The organism is Bradyrhizobium glycinis (genome assembly GCF_016031655.1).
Classification (GTDB): Bacteria; Pseudomonadota; Alphaproteobacteria; order Rhizobiales; family Xanthobacteraceae; genus Bradyrhizobium; species Bradyrhizobium glycinis.
In genome coordinates, this window is record NZ_JACCHQ010000015.1 from 53,738 (window position 1) to 75,528 (window position 21,791).

Genomic DNA, 21,791 nt, shown 5'->3' on the forward strand with positions numbered 1-21,791 from the left:
TGGCCGGCTAGGCTATTCGGCGCGTTCGCCGAATCATGTGAACCACCTTCCGCGCCGTATCGTGGGCGAGGCGAAGCGTGGTCAGCGCCGCATGGATCAGTCCCACGACCGGATCGTTCCGCCGCAGCGGGATCAGCACGTCGCCAATCGCGAAGCGTCCGCGCCAGATCGGGTTGATCATGGGGTGATCGGCATTCGCCGTCGAGTCCGCGCTGGCGATGGTGGGATCGGCGCAGAGATGGCGGGTGAGATCCAGCGTGAGCTGCACGCCCGGCGAATATCTTGCAAAGCGCTCGTCGATGCCGAGCTTGAAGAAAAAGGCGCGATCCCCATGGCGCAGCACGATGCCGGCGGCGATCGGTGTCGCGCCGGCACGAAGGGTGACGATCTCGCACTGCGCGGTCTCTGCCAGCGCGGGAACTGCGCGGCGGATGAAGGTCGCATCGCCCGCGTGCTGAACCAGCGCGGTGCCGCGCTTGCCCTTCCAGCCGCTGGATTCGAGCTGCAGGAAGCTTTCGAGCGCACGTCCGATCTCGTCGGAGCTGCGCGCAATCTCGAACGCGACGGGGCCGTGCTCCTCGAGACGATGACGCTGGCGCCGCAGCTCCTTGAGCTTCTTGGCGCCGAGCGCCTCGCGCAACAGCGTCTCTCCATCCTGCGTCGCATCGAGGCTGGCACGGATGTAGGAGCTGAGGATTCTCGGCTTCAGGCCATCGCGCTTCAACACCTGCTCGAGCGATGCCATGGCCGCGCCGTCGAGCGCGACGTCGGTGAGCACGAGCGCATGCGCGCCGGCCTCGCGCGCCTGCTGCAGCAGACGCGCGGCGGCCTCGAGCGGAGCGTCGCGGTCGAGCAGCGGACTGCACAGCGTGCCATAGGGATGCGCGCTCACCAGGGCGGGCCCGGGAATCTTCAGGGCGCGCCAGAGTGAGACCACCGGCATCAGGCCGATCAGCCGGACCGAAGAATCGTCAAATGCGGTCAGCGCCGAGGCATCCGTGCGACCGCGTGCGCTTGCGCTGACGGCGAGCTCCCAGGCGGGCAGGTAATATCCGTTCGGCTCGATCGCCCGCTGCGCCAGTGCGCGCCATTGGCCGGCGTCGACGGCGGCAAGCGGCACAGGCGCGCGCGCCATCGCGACATCCCTTGCCGATGCCGGATTGATCGCAGCCTGATGTGTGATGTCGACCACGTCCCGTCGTCCCCGTTCACGCGAGCTGAGCCCGTGCTACCGGTCATGCTTAGCGCAAAGATTGGAAAATACCGTTGGCACGCCGCTGCAATTCGAGCGGTAGCGTTAACGTTTCATTCAGCATCCAGTCGCAGCTGTTCTGCCGAACGGTGACTAGTCGCCCGGCACGAAATGATCGCGGGCGCTCGCGCGGCCGCCGTTGCGGTATCGGTGATGGTGATCTCGACGTCGCGGGAGGTCTTCGGCAGGTCGCTGGGCCCGACCTAGACCGACAGCCTGACCTCGCGGGTCTGATCCTGCCCGACCTCGATGATGGGCTTGCCGCCGGGGTCCGCCTCGATGCCGGCGACGCGGATGGTCGCGCCCGGCAGACCGGAGACCTCGAGCGCAAACGATCGCTGTGCGCCCTTGTTGAGGATGCGCACGGTGTAGTCGTTGCGCACGCCGCCGTCCGATAGCTGGACGAAAAGGGGGGTTGCGCTCATGCAGCACGTTGCCTCGCGCCGGCGCTGCATGTTGATGTCGGTGTCGTAGCCGATCAGGCCCTGGGGCCGGCCGATCTCGCGCATGACGTTGTCGCAGGTGTCGATGCACAGGGCCGCACTGGATGCAGCCGAGCTGGATGCCGTGCCGGATGTCGACGCCGGTCGGGCAGACATTGATGCACTGATGGCAGTCGACGCAGTCGCCGGCGGGTTCGCCCTGGGCGCGCGCGGCATCCGCCTTCTTCACCGACATGCGCGGCTCGCCGCGGTCGCGTCGATAGGTGACGTTCAGCGCCCATTCATCGGTCAGCGCCGCCTGGATCCGTGGCCACGGGCACATGTAGATGCACATTTGCTCGCGGGCATGACCGGCAAAGACATAGGTCGTGGCGGTGAGCATGCCGATCCAGAGATAGGCGATGAACGGTGCCTGGAAGGTCGCGAGCTCCTTCACCAGCGTCGGCGCGTCGGAAAAGTAGAGCACCCAGGCGCCGCCGGTCCACCAGGCGATCATGATCCAGAGAAAGTGCTTGAGCGCGACGTTGCGAAGGTGATCGAACGTCCAGTAGCGCTTGTCGCCCTGCATGCGCTCGCGCCGGTCGCCCTCGTACCCAACGCTCGACCGCGTAGAACAGGTCGGTCCACACCGTCTGCGGGCACATGTAGCCGCACCACAGCCGTCCCGCGACCGCGTTCATCAGGAACAGAATCATCGCCGCGATGATGAGGAGACCGGTGAAATAATAGACCTCCTGCGGCCATAGCTCGATGAAGAAGAAGTAGAAGCGCCGGTGCGGGAAGTCGATCAGCACGGCCTGGTCGGGCAGGCCGGGTCCGCGATTCCAGCGCACGAACGGCAGCAGATAATAAATCCCGAGCGTGACGCAGAGGATCACCCATTTGATGCGGCGGAAGGGGCCATGGACCGACTGCGGATAGACCTTCTTCCGTTTTTCGTAGAGAGGTCCCTCGATGAAGGTGTCCTCGGTCATCCCGTGCTCCCCGCGTGTTGCGCAGGCGAGAGTCCGACTTGCCGGCGCAGAAGAGACGGTACAGAGTCTCCAGCACTGCGCGGACTTTCGGGCTCGCGATGCTGTAGTATATCGTTTGGCCGTCCCGCTTCGGTTTGACGAGGCTCAATGCGCGCATCTTTCCGAGATGCTGGGATAGCGCGGCCATGGTATTTTGCGCCCTGCGCAAGGGCGCTCTCGCTCAGGAGAGGCTCATGGTCACGACGTCTTTTACACCGATCGCTTCGCTCGTTGGCGGCGCGATGATCGGGCTTGCCGCCGTTCTGCTGATGTGGGCAACGGGGCGGATTGCCGGCGTCAGCGGCATCGCCGCGCGGCTGTTTCCGCCCTTTGAGGACCGCGAATTCGCCGGGCGCCTCGCCTTCGTCGCCGGTCTCGCCGCCGCGCCCGTGCTGGTGCGGCTCGTCACCGGAGGTCTGCCGGAGCAGACGATCGCGGCGGGGCCGGCCGTCCTGATCGTCGGCGGATTGCTGACGGGTTTCGGTTCGGTGTGGGGCAGCGGCTGCACCTCCGGCCACGGCGTTTGCGGCTTGTCGCGGCTGTCGGTGCGCTCGCTGGTCGCGACAATGACCTTCATGGCCGCCGGCATGGCCACCGTCTTCGTGATGCGGCACTGGAGCTGATTGCCATGGCAATTCTCGTTCAATTCGCGATCGGGCTGATCTTCGGCCTCGGCCTCATTCTCTCCGGCATGTCGAACCCGGCCAAGGTGCTGAACTTCCTCGACATCGGCGGCATTGCGGCGGGGACATGGGATGCGAGCCTCGCCTTGGTGATGGCGGGCGCGGTGGCGGTGACCTTCGTCCGCTTCAGCCGCGTCCTGAAGCTCGCGCGTCCGTTCTTCGCCGATCGATTCTATCTGCCGACGCGGCGCGACATCGATCCAAGGATCATCGCAGGTCCCGCGATCTTCGGTGTCGGCTGGGGATTGGTGGGCTTCTGCCCCGGGCCGGCGCTGACCGCGCTCGGATTCGGCTCGCTCTCCGCCGTCATCTTCGTCATAGCGATGTGCGCCGGCATGGTGCTCGCCCGCTTCATCGCTCACCTGCCGTCATCGACGCGCTTCGTCACGCCGGCCGATCCGCTGGAAACCTGAGGTCACGGGACCGGGCGAACGGTCTCGTCCGGTCCCGACCATCAAGCCTTCATCGCTCACCAGCGGTCGTCGACCCCGACGCCCACGCTGACGCCGGGCGCGCGAATGCCGACGCCGGCGCGCGGGCCGTCATCCCAATCGCGATGATAGGTCCGGCGCTCGTAATAGCGCTCGCGCGGCATGTAATTGTAGGAATCGCGCACGATCACGCGCGAACCGCCGCGCGTACGATAGCAGCGGCCGGAATCGTCGCAGACAAGTCGCACCTGCTGCACGAGATCCGGATTAGTGTATTCGCTGCTCGTATAGATATCGGAAGCCTTCGCCCCCGAGGCGGCGGCCAAAGCACCCACGCCAGCCAACAGCGCAATAGTCAACGTCCTCATCATGTCCTCCTCGAAACTGCCCTCGGCGGTAACAAGAAGGGGAGCCGGTGATCGTTCCCGGCTGATCTACAGGTTTTTCCCGGAACCTTGTCGTGGCGGATCCCCAAGATCGGCTCGTAGGTCTCCGTCCCGCAGATGTCGTCGGCGTCGGCGCGCCGGCGGTCCACGACCTTGCCGCCGTTGATCGTCACGATGTAGGTCTGGGCGCCGAGCGACGTGCCGGTCGCCGAGGTGAGCTGCGCGCGGACGCACGCGGTCCAGCCCGGTCCTCGCACCTCACGATGCGGCGGGGCGACGTGAACCTCGCGCGGATAGGACGTTGCGAGAAAGACGACGTCGATCTGCTCGCGCACCACGCGCTTGACGTCGGGCGGCGCTTCCGGCGGCGGCTGCTCGGCCTCCTTCATGCGCATAAACTCCGGCACCGGTGCGCGGCTGTCGGCAAAGCCGCAGGCACCGAGCGCAAGCGCGCCAATGAGCAGCGCCGCATGAGCAATGATCCGCAACATCCGTGAAGGTCCCCTGCGGGCCAACAGATAGGCACGATTGCGATCCGACGAAGTCCCGGCCGATCAAGATTTGCTGAAGTCGGGAAAACCGGGACATTGCTATTCCGCGATTGCGGGCTGGTTTATATCCCATAGGCGGGGGATTGCTGTGACGATGGTCTTGGTCATCGCCGGCGCCGACGCCGCCTCGACGCTAGCAGGACCGGCGCCAGCAACGACGGCGCCAAGCCCGGCGGGCAACAGCGCCCAAGGTCGAGGAGACCGTTGCGCTCGAGCGCATTCGATCGCGAGCTTGCCCCGCCGTCGCCATTTCAAACGATCATGACCTTGTTGTGCGCGTGATGCGAACCTTCGTTCACATCGCGACCGCTATTGCACGAAAGCGAGGCCGACGCGCTTGTCGCTGCGCCAAACTGTGCGACAATGCCTTACGAAATGGTCGCATGCGATCGAGAGCGTGACCGATTGCGGCAACATGACGGGAGTGTCGAGGTCGATCGCCGCGCCGCCCGCCGACATGTTTCGCACCGTGCAAGGAATGCCGCTGTTTTCAAAGGTGATCTTTCCACCCTTGAAAACACGATGACGTTGCGATGTGCGCTTCTCAATCATCCGCGTCAGTCCTGCCGATGAGTATGAAATAGTGCATAGAAATTACGTTGAACTAAACTCAATACTGGCGCTACTTGCACGGCGTCTCATATTTTGTTTACGACGTTGGGGCGGCGAACCGCTCCAACGACCGCGGCTCTCCAGGCGCGCTCACCCCGGCAGCATCGCGAACGCGCTCGACACCATCGCGGCCGGCTTGCCGTCGGCGGCCGAGAGCAGCGTGACGCGGCCAAAGCTCATGGTGCGCCCGAGCCGCACCACGCGTGCATCCGCCAGCACGTCGGACGCGGAGATCGCACGCATGAAATGCGTGGTCTGATCGACCGTGGTCATGGGACGGTAGCCGCGATTGGCCGCGAGGATCGCGATCACCATCGCGGTGTCGGCGAGCGCCATCAGGGCCTGGCCGCAGACCACGCCCCCGTTGCGGCACAGTCGCTCCGAAAACGGCATGCGCAGCAGCGCGCCCGGCTGCCAATCCGGGTCGTCCGCGGGCTGTACATGCTCGATGCGCTCGACCGCGAGGTTGAGATCCTGAACCCAGGGGGCAAAGACCTCGCCGAGGATACGCCTGGCGTCGGCGGGGCCGAACTCGGCTTCTGGCTGCGTTTGCATTCTGTCGCGCTCTCCTGTGTTGCCGGATGTTTCATCGCATTGTGCGCGGATCGGCAAGGCAAAGTCATCCGGTCTCGCGCCGGCCGCCTCGGCTTGAAAATGCCTGACTTGGCCCGATATGATGCCTCGCTTGGGTAGGGGTGGATGATGTTGCGTCGCTGTGTCCTCGTCGTTTGCATGGGCCTGCTCGGTCTCGCGCTGAGCGGGTGCACCAAATGCGGCCCGATCTGGGACGATTGGCTGCATGCGCCCAAATCATGCAGATCGGATCGGCTCTAGCGGCCACCGGGTCGTGACCGGGCTGACGAGGATGACCCGGCGCGGGGCGATCCGCGTCTCATGGATGATCTAAGGAGTGGATGATGAAGCTTTTCCGTTTGGCCGCGGTGCTGGCCGTGCTGGCGGGACCTGCCTACGCGCAAATGCCCAACATCAATTTGATGCAGGATGCCCCGAGCAAGTCCCCGGAGGAGAAGGCCGTCGAGGCCGAGCGTGAGAAGGCCTACAAGGAAACGTTGAAGAAGATTCCGGATTCCAAGGCGTCCAGCGATCCCTGGGGCGGCATGCGCGCCGAACAGCCGAAGCAGCCGGGGACGCCGAAGGCGTCGGCCGCAACCAGTGCGCCGAAGAAGACCAAGAGCGGTACGGCCGCCAACTGACCCCGTTCCGGGGAGGCATAACGCTCCTCGGGAGGACTCCTCTTCATCCGGCCCGCGTCCTACATTGTCCGGAGTGTAGTGCGTCAAGGAAGGCAGGACATGGCCGATCGTCCGCGGGATCTTGCCGAGCGGATGGCGCGCCGGCGCAAGGCGGCCGGTAAGCCCGGCCAGTCCGCCGGCGACGGCTTTCTGCGCGAGACCTTCACGCTGCCGCGGGCGGCGGCGCGGGAGCGGGCGCAGGCCTTCTTCGCCCGCTACCCCAAGGCCGGCTATATGAGCGAGGTCGAGACCTGGCGCGAATTGCCCGGCGGGGATATCGAGTTCACCATGCGGCGGCTGCCCAGCGCCGACTGACGCGGCCTATGGCGCGCTGAGCCTCCGTGGTTCTCCGACCATGAACAAAGTTCCTGGGCTCCGGCCAAGGCCGGCCCGCAGCGTGGTTCCACGCCTGGAGACCAACGGCATGTGCCTTGCTTGACCGATCGCGGGCAAGCAACCATGGGCGCCTCATGCTCGGCATTCCCCGCCGCTACTCGCATTTCGTCTTCGGCATCATCCAGTCCGGGCTGACCTCGCTGATCGCATCGGGAGTAGCCAGCTTTCCCGCCGGCAGCCCGGTGCTCTTCGTTCGGCACTGGATGGTGTCCTGGCTGATCGCATGGGCCGCGATGCTGCCGGTCGTGCTCCTGGCGGCGCCCGCGATCCGCGCCTTCTCGCTGCGCCTGACCCGGGAGGAGCGGGAGCCCCGCGCCGGCCGGCAGGCATGAAAAAGCCCCGCCTGGGCAGAGCCAGGCGGGGCCGAGAGTTGTTGGAGGCTGGGTGCTGGGCTGCAACACCATAGCCGGGCGACCGTAGCCGGCTGAGCTTACGACAGCCTGACAGGGGGACGCCGGCAGGCGCGCGATCGAAAGGCCGCAGACTGGCCCCGTACCGGTCCCAATTTCGACATCCGTCCGCACCACTGCGGACACACCCGTCGGCAAGATTTTATCCGTTCGGCGCAGCCATGGGGGAAACGTGGCGCGCCGGAAACGGGGTGGCATCATGGACAACGTAGAGCGGTCATTCGCCGCCGCGACGGCGGCTGGCTTCGTCGTGCTGGTGATAGGCCTGGTTCTGCTGGCGGTGCTGTAGCAGGCGCTGCTGCAGACGGAACTGGCTGCCGGGCCGTCCGATCGACGGCCGGCGCACCTTGCCTTTCAAAACTGGAAAAACAACCCCATGCACAGTAGGAACGCTGGCAATTTCATTGTTATATCAACGGGTTGCAGGTAGTATTTGGATACCTTGTGCGTCCGCAATCCGCGGTCGCAGCGGCCCGACCGGCGATGCCGATCGGGGATCCCGCCCAAACCCCGGCTGGCGCCCCGTCGCGGGTCGGGCCTCGACCCCGCTCCGGACGCCGGTCCTGGCAGTGCCTAGTGGACCTTGATCTCGTTCAGCGGCAGATGGAGCTCGGCGGCGCGCTCTTCACGGTCCTTCTTGCGGAACTCGTTTTCCTTGCGCTCGAACTTCACCATCTCCTCGTGCGCCGCCTGCAGCAGCGGCTTTCGCCGGAGTGTGTCGTGGTGCGTGTTGTTATCCGTCATGACTTGAGGTCCCCAAAAGTTGCGGTCCCATCCCCACAGAAGGCCCGAGACCGCGAAAAGGTTCGGTGCCGTAGAATTACGGAAACATGACGGCGCGCCGGCCGCGCGTCGTTGATGTCGGTCATGTTCGCTTCGCGGAACCCGGCGGAGGCTCAGCTATTTCGGCGGCTGCAGCCCCGGCGATTTGACCCAATCGTTCAGATGATTGGCAACGTCGGCCTGACGGGCCTTCTTGAGCAGCGCGTCCCGCTCCGGCCCGGGCGGAAGCTTGGACGCCTGCTCGCGGACCTGCTTCACCCATGCCGACAGCCGGTCTTGAAGGGTCAGTTGCTGCTTGAAACGTCGCCGCTTGAACATGGCGCTCTTTCCGTGCGAGGAGGCGGGAGCGCGAGGTGAGCGTTCTCATCACCGATAGTGGCCAGGGTCCGCGCGGTGATGATGCATTAGGATCCGGAAATGGATCCGCGTCTGTACAGTTGTGCACTCAGTGAAAAGCGGACAGCGCGACGGTCCAGCATGGCTGGTTTGGCAGACTCCAGAGGTCGACTTCAACCAAAGAGGCCGCCAATCGAGGCGGCTTCCGGTCATCCCAGGAACTTGTCAAAAGCCACCAAGGCACCGAATGAGGTTGCGGTGACGGCGAGGAAGGCCACGAAATACCAGAGGCGATGCATGCCCGGGCAACGCGGACGCCCCGCTATGGTTCATGAAGCCGGCTCGACCAGCTCCGTAGGTTCGTGTGCAAAGCCGGGAAGACAGATCCGGGTACTGTCCTAATTAGGACGCCCGCGACTTGGAATTAGGACAATTGATTCACTTTCGATATGGCCGGAACTCGATATCTCGGGAAAACTTGGCAAGCCGAGGCTGGTATTTCATCCCAAACAATTATTGCGATCGGCAGGGGCTACCGCGAGGTAGCCCTTTCGATTCCGATACCCGCGGAGGGGAATTAGGACCGTCAGAATCTTGCTCTGGCCGATTAGGACACTCCAAAAAATCAACTTAGGGCACTAGGGGGTAAATACGGGCAGCACTAAACCCGCAAAAGAACATATTGCGAACCTAGAACAAATGGGGTACATTGCTTTTGTCGCCGAGCTGCCTCGCAACCGTTTGTCCCTCACGCGAATCCTCGCCATAAGGAGCACGACCCAATGTCCGCAACTGCCCTGCGTATCGTCGAAGGATCTTCCATGGACAAGAGTAAAGCTCTGGCCGCCGCGCTCTCCCAGATCGAGCGGCAGTTCGGCAAGGGCTCGGTAATGAAACTCGGCAAGAACGACCGCTCCATGGACATCGAGGCGGTGTCCTCCGGCTCGCTCGGGCTCGATATCGCGCTCGGCATCGGCGGCTTGCCCAAGGGACGCATCGTCGAGATCTACGGGCCGGAATCCTCCGGCAAGACCACGCTGGCGCTGCATACGGTGGCGGAAGCGCAGAAGAAGGGCGGCATCTGCGCATTCATCGACGCCGAGCACGCGCTCGATCCGGTCTATGCCCGCAAGCTCGGCGTCAACATCGACGAGCTCCTGATCTCGCAGCCTGACACCGGCGAGCAGGCGCTGGAGATTTGCGACACCCTGGTGCGTTCGGGCGCCGTCGACGTTCTGGTGGTCGATTCGGTCGCGGCGCTGGTGCCGAAAGCCGAGCTCGAAGGCGAGATGGGCGATGCGCTGCCGGGCCTTCAGGCGCGGTTGATGAGCCAGGCGCTGCGCAAGCTCACGGCCTCCATCAACAAGTCCAACACGATGGTGATCTTCATCAACCAGATCCGCATGAAGATCGGCGTTATGTACGGCTCGCCGGAAACCACCACCGGCGGCAATGCGCTGAAATTCTACGCCTCCGTCCGCCTCGACATCCGCCGCATCGGCGCGATCAAGGAGCGCGACGAGGTGGTCGGCAACACCACGCGCGTCAAGGTGGTCAAGAACAAGCTGGCCCCGCCCTTCAAGCAGGTCGAGTTCGACATCATGTACGGCGAGGGCGTCTCCAAGATGGGCGAGATCCTCGATCTCGGCGTCAAGGCCGGCATCGTCGAGAAGTCCGGCGCCTGGTTCTCCTATGACAGCCAGCGCCTCGGCCAGGGCCGCGAGAACGCCAAGGCGTTCCTGAAGGGCAACCCCGACATCACCGCCAAGATCGAGACCGCGATCCGCCAGAACTCCGGCCTGATCGCAGAGCAGATTTTGGCCGGCACGCCGGAGCGCGACGCCGACGGCGAGGAGCCGGCGGACGAGTAAGCCTTAACGCGAGTAGTTTTTCGCGAGGAGCGGGCACTGAGGACGTTGAGTTGCCGACGTCTTCGGTGCCCGTTTCGTTTTGCGTGAGGGGTGCGGCGGCGATGAAGCGTGTGATCCTGACCAGCTCGGCGGGCGTCGGTCTTGCCCTCGCCGATCGCGCCGACTTGGTCATCCCGTTCATCTATCGCTTCGTTTCGGGGCCGCTTCCCACGCCTGACCACCTCATCGATTATCTCGGCGCCAGGTGGCCGTTAAACGAGATGCACTGGTCGGATTGCGTCAGGGTCGATCAATCGCCCCTTCTCAGGCGCCAGGATCGGGCGGGTGGGTTGCTCTGGGTCTGCCAAACTTACGGGATCGATGTCATCGAGCTTTGGTTCGATCCTGAACCAAACAGTCAGTTGCAGCTGATCTGGATCCTCGATTATTTGCGTTCCGAACCATCCATCATGGAGAAACTGAGACTACGACGCGTCGATTTCGATCTGCGCGGAGCAGATCCCGCAGAGCTTCGTCGCCGTGACGTGCGGCAGTTCGATGTCGCGGAAAGCGATTTTGAGATCGCCAGCATGGCCTGGGAAGCTTACCGCGCGCCGACGCCTGAGCTTTGCGCCGGGCTGCTCGGCAGGCCGCTGGGCAAGCTGTCTTTCCTGAAGCGGGCCATGGAAGAGCTGCTTGTAGAACTGCCGTCGCTGGCGACGGGACTGGGAGCGACCGAGACGCGGCTTCTCGAACGGATTGCAGGCGGACACGATCGTAACGATCAGCTGTTTCGGCCGGGCGCGCTGGGAACACGCGTGTTCGATCAGTGGGAGCTCGGCGCGCTGCTCGAAGGACTCGCATTCGGCCCGGCGCCAGCGATCGCGGGTTTGGACGGCAAGCTGGCGACACTCGATCCTGACAACGCGAGAAGTCGCGATGCTGCCTTTCGCCGCAGCCGGCTGTCGCTGACGGCGTTTGGCGAAGCGGTCCTGGCGGGCGGGGAAGATTTTCGCCGTCACAACCCGATCAAGCGCTGGTGGGGCGGCACGCTGCTCACCAGCGAACGGCTGTGGCGGTGGGATCGCGAAGGCCGGTCGTTGATTGCGCCTTAGCGGCGCATGCAGTGCCGTAGGGTGGATTAGCCGAAGGCGTAATCCACCACCATTCGGTTCAGCGGACGCAGAAGTGGTGGGTTACGCCTCGCGGACTGCGCTTTGCGCAGCCGCGCGGCTAACCCACCCTACAAATCCTACTCCGCGGCCTCCGCGTAATCGCTGACCGGCGGGCAGGAGCACACCAGATTGCGGTCGCCGTAGACGTTGTCGACGCGGCCGACGGGGCACCAATATTTGTCGGTGCGCGAGACGCCGTCGGGGAAACACCCCTCGCTGCGGGTATAGGCGCGCTTCCAATCGTCGTCGGCGATGTCGTGCACGGTGTGCGGGGCGTGGCGCAGGGGCGAGGCTTCGATCTTGAAACGGCCGGCCTCGACCTCGGCGATCTCCTTCCGGATCGCGATCATGGCGTCGCAAAAACGATCCAGCTCGGCCTTGGATTCCGACTCGGTCGGCTCGATCATCAGCGTGCCCGGCACCGGGAAGCTCATGGTCGGGGCGTGGAAGCCGTAATCGATCAGGCGCTTGGCGATGTCGTCGACGGTGACGCCGCTGGTCGTCTTCAGCGGACGCGGATCGACGATGCACTCATGCGCGACGCGGCCCTTCTCGTTCTTGTAAAGCACCGGGAAGTGGGGATCGAGGCGCGCTGCGATGTAATTGGCGTTGAGGATCGCGATCTCGGTGGCGCGCTTCAATCCTTCGCCGCCCATCATCAGGATGTAGATGTAGGAGATGGTGAGGATCGAGGCCGAGCCGAACGGCGCGGCCGAGACGGGGCCGACCGGAGCGTCAGCATTCGTGGCCGGATGACCCGGCAGGAACGGGGCCAAATGCGCCTTGACGCCGATCGGGCCCATGCCGGGACCGCCGCCGCCATGCGGGATGCAGAAGGTCTTGTGCAGGTTGAGATGGCTGACGTCGGCGCCGTAATCGCCGGGCCTGCTGAGGCCGACCTGCGCATTGAGGTTGGCGCCGTCCAGATACACCTGGCCGCCATGGCCATGCACGATGTCGCAGATCTCGCTTATGTGCTCCTCGAACACGCCGTGGGTCGAGGGATAGGTGATCATGACAGCGGCGAGGTCGTTCGCATGCTTCTCCGCCTTGGCGCGAAGATCATTCACGTCGACGTCGCCGTTCTTCTCGCAGGACACCACCACCACGTCCATGCCGACCATCGCGGCCGAGGCCGGATTGGTGCCGTGGGCGGAGGAGGGGATCAGGCAGATCTTGCGATGGCTTTGCCCACGCGATGCATGATAGCCGCGGATCGCGAGCAGCCCGGCATATTCGCCCTGCGCGCCCGAATTCGGCTGCAGCGAGATCGCGTCATAGCCGGTGATGTCGCACAGCCACTTCTCCAGCCGCGCGAACAGCGCGTGATATCCCTTCGCCTGCTCGCGCGGGGCGAACGGATGCAGCGAGCCGAATTCCGGCCAGGTCAGCGGCATCATCTCGGTGGTCGCGTTCAGCTTCATGGTGCAGGATCCCAGCGGGATCATGGCGCGGTCGAGCGCGAGGTCGCGATCGCTGAGCTTGCGCATGTAGCGCAGCATCTCGGTCTCCGAGCGATGCGCGTGGAAGACCGGATGGGTCAGGAAGGCCGTGCCGCGCTTCAATTCGTCCGGCAGCGCCTCGCGCGTCTCGGCGTCGATCTCGGCATAGGCAAGCTTGCCGCCGAAGGCGCGCCAGACCGCTTCGACCGTCGCAGGCGTCGTGGTCTCGTCGAGCGCGATGCGAAGCGCGGCATCACTGAGGCCGAGATTGATCTTCTCGGCGAGGGCGCGCGCGACGATCTCCTCGCGCTTGCCGCCGGCATCGACGCTGAGCGTGTCGAAGAAGTTCTCGGCTTGAGGCGCAAAGCCGAGCTTGCGGAGGCCGGTCGCGAGCACGGCGGCGCGGCGATGCACGTTGCGCGCGATCTGTGCCAGGCCCTCGGGGCCGTGATAGACCGCGTACATCGAGGCGATCACGGCGAGCAGCACCTGCGCGGTGCAGATGTTGGAGGTCGCCTTCTCGCGGCGGATGTGCTGCTCGCGGGTCTGCAGCGCGAGGCGATAGGCCGGCGCCCCGCGCGAATCCACGGAAAGGCCGACGATGCGGCCGGGCAGCGAGCGCTTCAGCGCATCGCGCACCGCCATATAGGCCGCGTGCGGTCCGCCATAGCCCATCGGCACGCCGAAGCGCTGCGCCGAGCCGATGGCGATGTCGGCCCCTAACTCGCCGGGCGAGGCGAGCAGCGTCAGCGCCAGGAGGTCGGCGGCTAGAATCGCGAGTGCGCCCTTGGCCTTCAGCGCCGCAATGGCGGGCCTGAGGTCGCGCAACGCGCCGGAAGAGCCCGGATATTGCAGCAGCGCGCCGAGCACGTCCGATTTGTCGAGATCGGTGAGGGGATCGCCGACGACCAGAGTCCACCCCAGCGGCTCGGCGCGGGTGCGCATCACCGCCAGCGTCTGCGGATGCACGTCCTTGTCGACGAAGAAGGCCTTGGCCTTGACCTGCGAGTGACGCTCGGCGAGCGCCATGGCTTCGGCCGCCGCGGTCGCCTCATCCAGCAGCGAGGCGTTGGCGACGTCGAGCCCGGTGAGGTCGCAGATCATGGTCTGGAAGTTGAACAGCGCTTCCAGCCGGCCCTGGCTGATCTCCGGCTGGTAGGGCGTATAGGCCGTGTACCAGGCCGGATTCTCCAGGATGTTGCGCTGGATCACCGCGGGCAGAATGGTGCCGGAATAGCCTTGGCCGATCAGCGAGGTGAAGACCTGGTTCTGGCCTGCGAGCTCGGCCATATGCGCGATCGCCTCGCTTTCGCTGAGCGGCCTGCCGAGATCGAGCGGGGCGGCCTGCCGGATCGAGGCCGGCAGCGTCTCCGCCATCAGTGCATCGACGCTTTTGGCGCCGACTGTTTCGAGCATAGCGGTGACGTCGCGCGCCGAGGGGCCGATGTGGCGGCGTACGAAACTGGCGGTGTCGCCGTTGGTCTTGCGGTGCGCGGTCATCGCTTGCTCCATCGTCGTTAAGCCGTATGCGCCTTGTAGGCGGCTTCATCCATGAGGCCGCCGAGCTCGCTTCTGTCGGCAATCTTGATCTTGAAGAACCAGGCCTTGCCTTGCGCATCCGAGTTCACCAGCGCCGGCTCGGCGACGAGCTCGGCATTGGTCTCGAGCACTTCGCCGGAGATCGGCGCGTAGACGTCGGAGGCGGCCTTGACGGATTCGACGACGGCGGCGGCTTCGGCCTTCTTCAGCGCGCGGCCGACCTTGGGCAATTCGACGAACACGACGTCGCCGAGCTGCTGCTGCGCGTAATCGGTGATGCCGACCGTGGCGACATCGCCGTCGATGGCGAGCCATTCATGGTCGGAAGTGTACAGCGTCGTGGTCATGTCTCGTCCTCAGCGTTTGTAGGTGTTTTTCACGAAGGGCATGGCGGCGACCTGCAAGGGCAGTCGCTGGCCGCGCACCTCGGCGAAGAGTTTTGTGCCAAGCGCGCTCGAGGCGGTGGGCACGTAGCCCATCGCAACTGGCGCATTCAGGCTCGGGCCGAAGCCGCCCGAGGTGACTTGTCCGATCGGCTCGCCGCCCGCGTCATTGGCAAACAGCAACGCGCCCTCGCGCACCGGCGCGCGTCCCAGGGCGAGCAGGCCGACGCGGCGGCGGGATGCGCCGCCGTCGAAATGAGCGAGGATCTTCGCAGCGCCGGGAAAGCCCCCGGCGCGCGTCCCGCCGGTACGGCGGCTTTTCTGCACCGACCATCCCAGGGCGGCTTCGACCGGCGTGGTGGTGGTGTCGATGTCGTGGCCGTAGAGGCACAGCCCGGCTTCCAGCCGCAGGCTGTCGCGGGCCCCGAGGCCAATCGGCAGCACGTCGGGATTTTCCAGCAGCATCCTGGCGAGACGTTCGGCATCGCCTGATGGAACCGAGATCTCGAAGCCGTCCTCGCCGGTGTAGCCAGAGCGCGAGACGAAGCAGTTGATGCCGGCGACCTCATGCGGGCCGGCGTCCATGAATGTCAAGCCGGGCGCCTCTGCACAGAATTTCGCCAGCGCCGCTTCGGCCTTCGGGCCCTGCAGCGCGATTAGCGCGCGGTCGGCAAGCTGCTCGATCACGCAGTCGTCGGACAGGTTCGCGCGCAGATGCGCCTCGTCCGCGTCCTTGCAGGCGGCGTTGACGACCAGGAACAGGTGATCGCCGAAATTGGCGACCATGAGGTCGTCGAGAATGCCGCCATCGTCGTTGGTGAACTGGGCATAGCGCTGCCGCCCCGCGGCGATCGCCACGATATCCTGCGGCACCAGCCGCTCCAGCGCGCGGGCGGCGTCCTCGACCTTGCCCGACTTCGGCCGAAGCGCGAGCTGGCCCATATGGGAAACGTCGAACAGGCCCGCTTTGGCGCGGGTATGGAGGTGCTCTTTCAGCACGCCCGCGGGGTACTGCACGGGCATGTCATAGCCCGCGAACGGCACCATCTTGCCGCCCAGGGACACATGGAGGTCGTAGAGGGGGGTACGTTTCAGGGAGTTTTGGTCGTGCGCTAGCATCTTAGGGGGCCCTCGGCGGTTCCCCGGGGAGGATTCCCCGATGGACACCAGTCGAAGCCCCATCTGTCGCTGTGCCTGAGAGTATTATCCCGTCGGCGGACGCTGTCCGGGTCTTAAGCCCGTCGGCGCCTCTTTCCAGATGCTGTCAAAGCCACGCGGTCCTTTTGCCTGAGAGTTTCCGGGGCGGTTGCTCCTTCGGCGCCGGCTACCAGGTGCCGGTCTCTCCCGACGTGGCCGTACGATACAGATGGGTAGAGACCACAGGGGAGCCAAGCCTGTCAACGCGTCCGCGCGCCCTATCCAACGGGATTGCGCGCCTGCGGCAACCCTCTGATCTCCTTGCACAGTTTCTGGACAGCGAAGCTGGCCTTGTCTAAAAGCGCTTTGGCCCGCAGATATCAGCCTTAATCTTTCGGTTTGGACGGCGAAAAGCGGGCCCAAGCACACCCGATTGGATGAACATGAGCGGCGTCAACGAGATCAGGTCGACCTTTCTGAACTACTTTGCCGAGAACGGCCACGAGATCGTGCCGTCCTCGCCGCTCGTGCCGCGCAACGACCCGACGTTGATGTTCACCAATGCCGGCATGGTGCAGTTCAAGAACGTCTTCACCGGCGTCGAGAAGCGGCCCTATCAGCGCGCCACCACCTCGCAGAAATGCGTGCGCGCGGGCGGCAAGCACAACGACCTCGACAATGTCGGCTACACGGCGCGCCATCTCACCTTCTTCGAGATGCTCGGCAATTTCTCGTTCGGCGATTACTTCAAGGAGCGCGCGATCGAGCTCGCCTGGAAGCTGATCACGAGCGAGTTCGGGCTGAAGAAGGACAAGCTGCTCGTCACGGTCTATCACACCGACGACGAGGCGGCGGGTCTGTGGAAGAAGATCGCCGGCTTCTCCGAGGACCGCATCATCCGCATCCCGACCTCGGACAATTTCTGGGCGATGGGCGACACCGGGCCGTGCGGCCCGTGCTCGGAGATCTTCATCGACCGCGGCGAGCACATCTGGGGCGGTCCTCCCGGCTCGCCGGAAGAGGACGGCGACCGCTTCCTCGAATTCTGGAATCTCGTGTTCATGCAATACGAGCAGGTGACGAAGGAGGAGCGCGTCGGTCTGCCGCGTCCGTCGATCGACACCGGCATGGGCCTGGAGCGCATGGCCTGCATCCTCCAGGGCGTCGAAAGCGTGTTCGAGACCGACCTGTTCCGCAACCTCATCGACGCCACCGCGTCCGCGCTCGGCAGCGGCCCGACCGAGCAGAATGCGGCCTCGTTCCGCGTCATCGCCGACCATCTCCGATCCTCGGCGTTCCTGGTCTCCGACGGCGTGCTGCCCTCGAACGAGGGCCGCGGCTATGTGCTGCGCCGGATCATGCGCCGCGCGATGCGTCATGCGCAGCTCCTCGGCGCCAAGGAGCCCTTGATGCATCGGCTGGTCTGGGCGCTGGTGCGCGAGATGGGCCAGGCCTATCCGGAATTGATGCGCGCGGAAAAGCTGATCGAGGAGACGCTGCGGCTGGAGGAGACCCGCTTCCGCAAAACGCTGTCGCGCGGCCTTGCCATCCTCGACGAGAAGAGCGCCGGTCTGAAGAGGGGCGACATGTTCGACGGCGACGTCGCCTTCACGCTGTACGACACCTACGGCTTCCCGCTCGACCTGACGCAGGACGCGCTGAAGTCGCGCGGCATCGGCGTCGACCAGGCGGCGTTCACCGACGCGATGGAGCGGCAGAAGGCCAAGGCGCGCGAGTCCTGGAAGGGCTCGGGCGAGGAGGCCTCCGAGGCGATCTGGTTCCCGCTGCGCGAGAAGCTCGGGGCGACCGAATTCCTGGGCTACGAGACCGAGAGCGCCGAGGGCGTGGTCTCGGCGCTGGTCAAGGACGGAGCCGAGTTCACGAGCCTCAAGGCCGGCGAGACGGGCGCGCTTCTGCTGAACCAGACCCCGTTCTATGCGGAGTCCGGTGGCCAGGTCGGCGACACCGGCGTGCTGTCGGGCGAGGGCGGCATCAAGGTTCGCGTCACCGATACGCAGAAGAAGCTCGGCGATCTCTTCGTCCACATCGGCACGGTCGAGAGTGGCGAAGTGAAGCTCGGCACGGCGTTGCAGCTCGAAGTCGATCACGCACGCCGCTCGACCATCCGCGCCCATCACTCGGCGACCCACATCATCCACGAGGCACTGCGCCAGGTGCTCGGCGATCACATCGCCCAGCGCGGCTCGATGGTCGCGCCGGATCGGTTGCGCTTCGACTTCGTGCATCCGAAGCCGATCACGGCCGAGGAGCTTGCCCGGGTCGAGGACATTGCCAACGATGTGGTGCTGGAGAACGACGAGGTCACCACGCGCATCATGGGCGTGGATGAAGCCCGCGAGGCCGGGGCGCGCGCGCTGTTCGGCGAGAAATACGGCGACGAGGTCCGTGTCGTCTCGATGGGCAGGACCGCGCGCGAGCGCGGCGCCAACGCGCTCGGCTGGTCGGTCGAGCTCTGCGGCGGCACCCATGTGAAGCGCACCGGCGATATCGGCCTGATCACGGTCACGAGCGAAAGCGCGGTCGCCTCCGGCGTGCGCCGCATCGAGGCGCTGACGGGCAACTACGCGCGAAAGCATGCAAACGACACCATGGCGCTGGCGAAGATCGCGGCGAACGAGCTGCGCACCTCGCTCGACGACGTGCCGGCGCGCATCGCCGCGCTGATGGAGGAGCGCAAGAAGCTCGAGCGCGAGCTCTCCGATACCCGCAAGAAGCTGGCGATGGGCGGCGGCGGCACCGCCGGCAACGGCGCAGCCTCTAGCGTGCGCGAGGCTGGCGGCGTCAAGCTGATGGCGCGTGCGGTCGAAGGCATCGAGATGAAGGATCTCAAGAGTCTCGCCGACGACGGCAAGAAGCAGCTCGGCTCGGGCGTCGTCGCCATCGTCGGCGTCACCGAGGACGGCAAGGCCGGAATCGTGGTCGGCGTCACGCCGGACCTCACCGCGCGCTTCAACGCCGTCAACCTGGTGCGCATCGGCTCCGAGGCGCTCGGCGGCAAGGGCGGCGGCGGCCGGCCCGATATGGCCCAGGCCGGCGGTCCCGATGGCGCCAAGGCCTCCGAGGCCCTGAGCGCGATCGAAAAAGCGATGGCGGGCGCGTAAATCGCCATGCGCCTCGTTCCGCGAGGACGTGGGCTTCGCGATCCGGACTTACGGGATCGCCTCTACGATTTGCTGGAGCACGACCCCTTGGCCTATTCGGTCGGGTCGCGCTTCATCCAGGTCATCATCGCCGTCATCGTGCTCAACGTCGCTGCGATGGTCCTCGCCTCGGTGCCGGAGCTCGACGCGCGGTTCGACATGCTGTTCTCCGGCATCGCCGCCCTGTGCGTGATCGTGTTCGCGCTGGAATATGCGGCGCGGCTGTGGACCGTGGCGGGGCATACCCAGCGCAAGGGATCGGCGCTGTCCGACCGGCTGGGCTATGCCTTCTCGGCGCTCGGGATCATCGATCTCATGGCCTTCCTGCCTGCCGCTATCGTGCTCGCGACCGGCCGGCACGCGACGCTGGCCGCGCTTGGCGTGCTGCCGTTCTTCAAGCTGATCCGCTATTCGCCGGCGTTGCGCTCGCTGCTCGCGGCCGTGCATGCCGAGCGGCGCGCGCTGATCGGCTGCATCGTCATCCTGATCGGCGCGGTCCTGACCTTCGCCTCGCTGCTCTACGCCATCGAGCGCGACGTGCAGCCCGACAAGCTCGGCACCATTCCGCAGGCGATGTGGTGGGCGATCGTGACGCTCGGCACGGTCGGCTATGGCGACGTCGTGCCGGTGACGCCGCTCGGCAAGTTCGTCTCGACCTTCGCCATCATCTCAGGGTTTGCCATGATCGCGCTGCCGGTCGCGATCATCTCGAGCGCCTTTGCCGAGGAGGTGAGGCGGCGCGATTTCGTCGTCACCTGGGGCATGCTGGCGCGGGTGCCGCTGTTCTCGCACCTCTCCGCCGCGGAGATCGCCGACATCATGCGCCTGCTCAGGGCGCGCACCATCGAGCAGGGCGAGATCCTGGTGCGGCGGGGCGATGTCGCCTCGTCGATGTATTTCATCACCGCCGGCGAGGTCGAGATCGCGTTGCCGAACCAGCATGTGCGCCTTGCCGACGGCACCTTCTTCGGCGAGATCGCGCTGCTGCATAAGACCAAGCGCAGCGGCACGGTGACAGCGACGCGCAAGACGCGGCTGCTCGTGCTCGATGCCCAGGATTTCCACGCCCTGATCGCGCGCATGCCGACGCTCGCGGATCACGTCCACGAAACCGCCAAGGCGCGTCTCGCCGATGCCGGCGATCTCGCGGCGGCAGAGCTGGCGCAGGCGGAGAAGGAAGGCACCGACCGCTGAGCGGTCGACGTCCTCCGAAAGCGGGGCCTCGTCATTGCGAGGAGCCCTTGCGACGAAGCAATCCAGATTTTACCCGCAGAGGGATTTCTGGATTGCTTCGCTGCGCTCGCAATGACGCGTGGTTGGCGGCTTACGCCGCCAGCTCCTTGGTCAGATTCTCGGCGACCTTGTCGAGGAAGCCGGTGGTCGAGAGCCAGCGCTGGTCGGCGCCGACCAGCAGCGCGAGGTCCTTGGTCATGTAGCCCGCCTCGACGGTGTCGACGCAGACCTTCTCCAGCGTGCTCGCGAACTTGGCGAGCTCGGGGTTGTTGTCGAGCTTGGCGCGGTGGGCGAGGCCACGGGTCCAGGCGAAGATCGAGGCGATCGAGTTGGTCGAGGTCTCCTTGCCCTTCTGGTGCTCGCGGTAATGGCGGGTCACCGTGCCGTGGGCCGCTTCGGCCTCGACGGTCTTGCCGTCGGGGGTGAGCAGCACCGAGGTCATCAGGCCGAGCGAGCCGTAGCCCTGCGCGACCGTGTCGGACTGTACGTCGCCGTCGTAGTTCTTGCAGGCCCAGACATAGCCGCCGGACCATTTCAGCGCCGAGGCGACCATGTCGTCGATCAGGCGGTGCTCGTAGGTCAGGCCCTTGGCGTCGAATTCCTTCTTGAACTCGCGGTCGAAGATGTCCTGGAAGATGTCCTTGAAGCGCCCGTCATAGACCTTGAGGATCGTGTTCTTGGTCGACAGGTACACCGGGTAATTACGGAGCAGGCCATAATTGAAGGAGGCGCGGGCGAAGTCGATGATGGAATCGTCGAGATTGTACATCTCCATCGCGACGCCGGCGCCGGGCGCCTTGAACACTTCCTTCTCGATCACGGTGCCGTCCTCGCCGACGAACTTCAGCGAGAGGGTGCCCTTGCCGGGGAACTTGATGTCGGTGGCGCGGTACTGGTCGCCATAGGCGTGGCGGCCGATGATGATCGGCTTGGTCCAACCCGGAACCAGGCGCGGCACGTTCTTGCAGATGATCGGCTCGCGGAAGATGACGCCGCCGAGGATGTTGCGGATGGTGCCGTTCGGCGACTTCCACATCTGCTTGAGATTGAACTCCTTCACCCGGGCTTCATCGGGGGTGATGGTGGCGCACTTGACGCCGACGCCGACCTTCTTGATCGCCTCGGCGGCATCGATCGTGACCTGATCGTTGGTGTGGTCGCGGTATTCCATGCCCAGGTCGAAATAGAGCAGCTCCACATCCAGGAACGGGTTGATCAGCTTGTCCTTGATGTACTGCCAGATGATCCGGGTCATCTCGTCGCCATCGAGCTCGACGACGGGATTGGATACCTTGATTTTTGCCATGATCGGGGAAGCCTCT

20 protein-coding genes, 2 pseudogenes and 1 riboswitch are annotated in these 21,791 nt (G+C 65.2%); of the genes and pseudogenes, 9 read left to right on the forward strand and 13 right to left on the reverse strand.

The genetic code is table 11. The features are described 5' to 3' along the window. Nucleotides 1-7: 7 nt before the first annotated feature. From HZZ16_RS21385 to HZZ16_RS37280, 3 genes and pseudogenes are all read right to left on the reverse strand, one after another. Nucleotides 8-1,192, reverse strand: a complete 1,185-nt coding sequence (locus tag HZZ16_RS21385; protein ID WP_197951396.1) for a GNAT family N-acetyltransferase — start codon at nt 1,190-1,192, stop codon at nt 8-10. A 153-nt stretch (nt 1,193-1,345) separates the two neighbouring features. Next, nucleotides 1,346-2,669 (reverse strand): annotated as a pseudogene (ccoG, locus tag HZZ16_RS21390) (cytochrome c oxidase accessory protein CcoG). 43 nt (nt 2,670-2,712) lie between these two features. Continuing rightward, nucleotides 2,713-2,853: pseudogene (locus HZZ16_RS37280) on the reverse strand (ArsR/SmtB family transcription factor); the annotation flags it as partial. Nucleotides 2,854-2,902: 49 nt separating this feature from the next. On the opposite strand from HZZ16_RS37280, the gene HZZ16_RS21395 reads away from it, so the two are divergent. Together HZZ16_RS21395 and HZZ16_RS21400 are read left to right on the forward strand one after the other, a co-directional pair. Then, complete coding sequence (locus HZZ16_RS21395) at nt 2,903-3,331, forward strand: YeeE/YedE family protein (RefSeq protein ID WP_197951398.1); 429 nt, start codon at nt 2,903-2,905, stop codon at nt 3,329-3,331. 5 nt (nt 3,332-3,336) lie between these two features. Then, nucleotides 3,337-3,804, forward strand: coding sequence for a DUF6691 family protein (locus HZZ16_RS21400; RefSeq protein WP_197951400.1), 468 nt, complete (start codon nt 3,337-3,339; stop codon nt 3,802-3,804). Nucleotides 3,805-3,860: 56 nt separating this feature from the next. Here the strand turns inward: HZZ16_RS21400 and HZZ16_RS21405 are convergent, their stop codons facing one another. The 4 genes from HZZ16_RS21405 to HZZ16_RS21420 all read right to left on the reverse strand — a co-directional run bounded on the left by HZZ16_RS21405 (nt 3,861) and on the right by HZZ16_RS21420 (nt 5,926). Further along, nucleotides 3,861-4,193, reverse strand: coding sequence for a hypothetical protein (locus tag HZZ16_RS21405; protein ID WP_197951402.1), 333 nt, complete (start codon nt 4,191-4,193; stop codon nt 3,861-3,863). Beyond that, entirely contained in the window at nt 4,190-4,699 is a 510-nt protein-coding gene (locus tag HZZ16_RS21410; protein WP_246510300.1) for a hypothetical protein, read from the reverse strand. The genes HZZ16_RS21405 and HZZ16_RS21410 overlap by 4 nt, the downstream gene beginning before the upstream one ends. Nucleotides 4,700-5,068: 369 nt before the next feature. Beyond that, the gene (locus tag HZZ16_RS21415; protein WP_036013011.1) at nt 5,069-5,311 is read right to left on the reverse strand and encodes a PilZ domain-containing protein; all 243 of its coding nucleotides are present in this window, start codon (nt 5,309-5,311) and stop codon (nt 5,069-5,071) included. 150 nt (nt 5,312-5,461) lie between these two features. After that, nucleotides 5,462-5,926, reverse strand: coding sequence for a PaaI family thioesterase (locus HZZ16_RS21420; RefSeq protein WP_197951404.1), 465 nt, complete (start codon nt 5,924-5,926; stop codon nt 5,462-5,464). Nucleotides 5,927-6,288: 362 nt separating this feature from the next. Here HZZ16_RS21420 and HZZ16_RS21425 point away from each other — a divergent pair, with 362 nt between their 5' ends. The 3 genes from HZZ16_RS21425 to HZZ16_RS21435 all read left to right on the forward strand — a co-directional run bounded on the left by HZZ16_RS21425 (nt 6,289) and on the right by HZZ16_RS21435 (nt 7,352). Next, nucleotides 6,289-6,585: a hypothetical protein gene (locus HZZ16_RS21425; protein WP_197951406.1), complete on the forward strand. Its 297-nt coding sequence runs from the start codon at nt 6,289-6,291 to the stop codon at nt 6,583-6,585. Nucleotides 6,586-6,684: 99 nt separating this feature from the next. Further along, on the forward strand, nt 6,685-6,939 hold the full coding sequence (locus tag HZZ16_RS21430) for a hypothetical protein (RefSeq protein ID WP_197951408.1): 255 nt from the start codon (nt 6,685-6,687) through the stop codon (nt 6,937-6,939). A 155-nt stretch (nt 6,940-7,094) separates the two neighbouring features. Beyond that, complete coding sequence (locus tag HZZ16_RS21435) at nt 7,095-7,352, forward strand: DUF2798 domain-containing protein (protein ID WP_197951410.1); 258 nt, start codon at nt 7,095-7,097, stop codon at nt 7,350-7,352. Nucleotides 7,353-8,003: 651 nt separating this feature from the next. Here the strand turns inward: HZZ16_RS21435 and HZZ16_RS21440 are convergent. After that, complete coding sequence (locus HZZ16_RS21440) at nt 8,004-8,174, reverse strand: hypothetical protein (RefSeq protein ID WP_197951412.1); 171 nt, start codon at nt 8,172-8,174, stop codon at nt 8,004-8,006. Between the two features lie 156 nt (nt 8,175-8,330). Then, on the reverse strand, nt 8,331-8,531 hold the full coding sequence (locus HZZ16_RS21445; RefSeq protein ID WP_197951414.1) for a hypothetical protein: 201 nt from the start codon (nt 8,529-8,531) through the stop codon (nt 8,331-8,333). Nucleotides 8,532-9,331: 800 nt separating this feature from the next. On the opposite strand from HZZ16_RS21445, the gene recA reads away from it, so the two are divergent. Together recA and HZZ16_RS21455 are read left to right on the forward strand one after the other, a co-directional pair. Next, a complete protein-coding gene (gene recA / locus HZZ16_RS21450; RefSeq protein ID WP_027577058.1) occupies nt 9,332-10,420 on the forward strand; it encodes a recombinase RecA in 1,089 nt (362 codons plus the stop codon). Nucleotides 10,421-10,521: 101 nt separating this feature from the next. Then, on the forward strand, nt 10,522-11,514 hold the full coding sequence (locus HZZ16_RS21455) for a hypothetical protein (protein ID WP_197951416.1): 993 nt from the start codon (nt 10,522-10,524) through the stop codon (nt 11,512-11,514). Between the two features lie 137 nt (nt 11,515-11,651). Here the strand turns inward: HZZ16_RS21455 and gcvP are convergent, their stop codons facing one another. From gcvP to gcvT, 3 genes are read right to left on the reverse strand one after another with little or no spacing between them, the layout of a single operon-like run. Then, nucleotides 11,652-14,516 carry an aminomethyl-transferring glycine dehydrogenase gene (gene gcvP / locus HZZ16_RS21460; protein WP_197951418.1) on the reverse strand — a complete coding sequence of 955 codons (2,865 nt, stop codon included), beginning with the start codon at nt 14,514-14,516 and terminating at the stop codon, nt 11,652-11,654. Between the two features lie 17 nt (nt 14,517-14,533). Beyond that, the gene (gene gcvH / locus HZZ16_RS21465; protein ID WP_197951420.1) at nt 14,534-14,902 is read right to left on the reverse strand and encodes a glycine cleavage system protein GcvH; all 369 of its coding nucleotides are present in this window, start codon (nt 14,900-14,902) and stop codon (nt 14,534-14,536) included. Nucleotides 14,903-14,911: 9 nt separating this feature from the next. Further along, a complete protein-coding gene (gcvT, locus tag HZZ16_RS21470) occupies nt 14,912-16,057 on the reverse strand; it encodes a glycine cleavage system aminomethyltransferase GcvT (RefSeq protein ID WP_197951423.1) in 1,146 nt (381 codons plus the stop codon). Between the two features lie 147 nt (nt 16,058-16,204). Beyond that, a riboswitch (glycine riboswitch) is annotated at nt 16,205-16,295 on the reverse strand. Nucleotides 16,296-16,518: 223 nt separating this feature from the next. Here gcvT and alaS point away from each other — a divergent pair. Both alaS and HZZ16_RS21480 read left to right on the forward strand, forming a co-directional pair. Beyond that, nucleotides 16,519-19,197 (forward strand): alanine--tRNA ligase, encoded by a 2,679-nt coding sequence (gene alaS / locus HZZ16_RS21475; protein ID WP_197951425.1) that lies wholly within the window; start codon nt 16,519-16,521, stop codon nt 19,195-19,197. Between the two features lie 6 nt (nt 19,198-19,203). Further along, nucleotides 19,204-20,430, forward strand: a complete 1,227-nt coding sequence (locus HZZ16_RS21480; RefSeq protein WP_197951427.1) for a cyclic nucleotide-gated ion channel — start codon at nt 19,204-19,206, stop codon at nt 20,428-20,430. A 130-nt stretch (nt 20,431-20,560) separates the two neighbouring features. On the opposite strand, the gene HZZ16_RS21485 is transcribed toward HZZ16_RS21480, so the two are convergent. Continuing rightward, nucleotides 20,561-21,775 carry an NADP-dependent isocitrate dehydrogenase gene (locus HZZ16_RS21485; protein WP_197951429.1) on the reverse strand — a complete coding sequence of 405 codons (1,215 nt, stop codon included), beginning with the start codon at nt 21,773-21,775 and terminating at the stop codon, nt 20,561-20,563. Nucleotides 21,776-21,791: the final 16 nt, after the last annotated feature.

Bases quoted from the DNA above. Each gene is read 5' to 3' on its own strand.
- gcvT (WP_197951423.1), bottom strand. From the start codon at position 16,057: ATGCTAGCGCACGACCAAAACTCCCTGAAACGTACCCCCCTCTACGAC.
- gcvP (WP_197951418.1), bottom strand. From the start codon at position 14,516: ATGACCGCGCACCGCAAGACCAACGGCGACACCGCCAGTTTCGTACGC.
- HZZ16_RS21435 (WP_197951410.1), top strand. From the start codon at position 7,095: ATGCTCGGCATTCCCCGCCGCTACTCGCATTTCGTCTTCGGCATCATC.
- HZZ16_RS21400 (WP_197951400.1), top strand. From the start codon at position 3,337: ATGGCAATTCTCGTTCAATTCGCGATCGGGCTGATCTTCGGCCTCGGC.
- HZZ16_RS21480 (WP_197951427.1), top strand. From the start codon at position 19,204: ATGCGCCTCGTTCCGCGAGGACGTGGGCTTCGCGATCCGGACTTACGG.
- HZZ16_RS21415 (WP_036013011.1), bottom strand. From the start codon at position 5,311: ATGATTGAGAAGCGCACATCGCAACGTCATCGTGTTTTCAAGGGTGGA.
- recA (WP_027577058.1), top strand. From the start codon at position 9,332: ATGTCCGCAACTGCCCTGCGTATCGTCGAAGGATCTTCCATGGACAAG.
- alaS (WP_197951425.1), top strand. From the start codon at position 16,519: ATGAGCGGCGTCAACGAGATCAGGTCGACCTTTCTGAACTACTTTGCC.
- HZZ16_RS21455 (WP_197951416.1), top strand. From the start codon at position 10,522: ATGAAGCGTGTGATCCTGACCAGCTCGGCGGGCGTCGGTCTTGCCCTC.
- HZZ16_RS21420 (WP_197951404.1), bottom strand. From the start codon at position 5,926: ATGCAAACGCAGCCAGAAGCCGAGTTCGGCCCCGCCGACGCCAGGCGT.
- HZZ16_RS21410 (WP_246510300.1), bottom strand. From the start codon at position 4,699: ATGTTGCGGATCATTGCTCATGCGGCGCTGCTCATTGGCGCGCTTGCG.
- HZZ16_RS21430 (WP_197951408.1), top strand. From the start codon at position 6,685: ATGGCCGATCGTCCGCGGGATCTTGCCGAGCGGATGGCGCGCCGGCGC.
- HZZ16_RS21425 (WP_197951406.1), top strand. From the start codon at position 6,289: ATGAAGCTTTTCCGTTTGGCCGCGGTGCTGGCCGTGCTGGCGGGACCT.
- HZZ16_RS21440 (WP_197951412.1), bottom strand. From the start codon at position 8,174: ATGACGGATAACAACACGCACCACGACACACTCCGGCGAAAGCCGCTG.
- HZZ16_RS21395 (WP_197951398.1), top strand. From the start codon at position 2,903: ATGGTCACGACGTCTTTTACACCGATCGCTTCGCTCGTTGGCGGCGCG.
- HZZ16_RS21445 (WP_197951414.1), bottom strand. From the start codon at position 8,531: ATGTTCAAGCGGCGACGTTTCAAGCAGCAACTGACCCTTCAAGACCGG.
- HZZ16_RS21405 (WP_197951402.1), bottom strand. From the start codon at position 4,193: ATGATGAGGACGTTGACTATTGCGCTGTTGGCTGGCGTGGGTGCTTTG.
- HZZ16_RS21485 (WP_197951429.1), bottom strand. From the start codon at position 21,775: ATGGCAAAAATCAAGGTATCCAATCCCGTCGTCGAGCTCGATGGCGAC.
- gcvH (WP_197951420.1), bottom strand. From the start codon at position 14,902: ATGACCACGACGCTGTACACTTCCGACCATGAATGGCTCGCCATCGAC.